The sequence below is a fragment of the Bartonella rattimassiliensis 15908 genome, assembly GCF_000278215.1.
In the GTDB taxonomy this organism is placed as follows: domain Bacteria; phylum Pseudomonadota; class Alphaproteobacteria; order Rhizobiales; family Rhizobiaceae; genus Bartonella; species Bartonella rattimassiliensis.
Window position 1 is genome coordinate 228567 of sequence record NZ_JH725068.1, and the last position, 860, is coordinate 229426.

Genomic DNA, 860 nt, shown 5'->3' on the forward strand with positions numbered 1-860 from the left:
AGTAATCGGCTTTGTTTCTGGTTCTGGGTACATAGACAAGCCAACAATGGACAGTTTACGAAAATCTTTAGCCAAAGAGTTTACGAGCATTTATGTGCTTAATTTACGGGGAGATATCCGTAAAAATATGTTAAGCAATGGAAGAGCTCAAGAAGGTGAGAATATTTTTGGTAATGGTAGTATGACGGGTATTGCGGTAACACTATTTATCAAAAATCCCAATGCTATTGGACCTTGTAAAATTTACTATCATGATATTGGTAATAATCGTACGATAAAAGAAAAACTTACGGCTCTCAAATACTTTGGTAGTATTGGTGGTATTACACGTGAACAAAACTGGCAAATAATTACACCAAACGGGCATGGTGATTGGATAAATCAACGTGATGAAAATTTCAAAGCGTTCTTAGCTCTAGGTGATAAAAAAAATAACGATAAAAAATTATTTGCAATGTTTTCTCGTGGCATAATGACAAGCCGCGATGCTTGGGCATATAACTCAAGCCGTGAAGTTTTAAAGAAAAACATGAATAATATGATTACATTCTATAACAGTGAAGTAGAACGCTTTAATGATACCGCCCCACGTAATGATAGCAAAACACGTACAAAGGTTATCAATAGTTTTGTCAATTCAGATGAGAGCAAAATAAGTTGGAGTTATAATCTCAAAAAAGATTTAGTAAAAGGAAAGTTTTTCAACTTTAAGGAAAATTGTCTTACCAAAAGTTTGTATCGTCCCTTTACACGACAGTGGTTGTATAATGATTCTGCTCTCAACTGTGATGGTGCTTATCAGATGCGCATATTCCCGATAGGAGAAACAGCAGAGAATAAAGTAATTCAAATTACAGGTA

The 860-nt window shown here is 34.7% G+C and carries 1 protein-coding gene; it reads left to right on the forward strand.

The features are described 5' to 3' along the window. Window positions 1–860: type ISP restriction/modification enzyme (locus MCY_RS07360; RefSeq protein ID WP_007347742.1), on the forward strand; the 860-nt coding region annotated here is incomplete at both ends.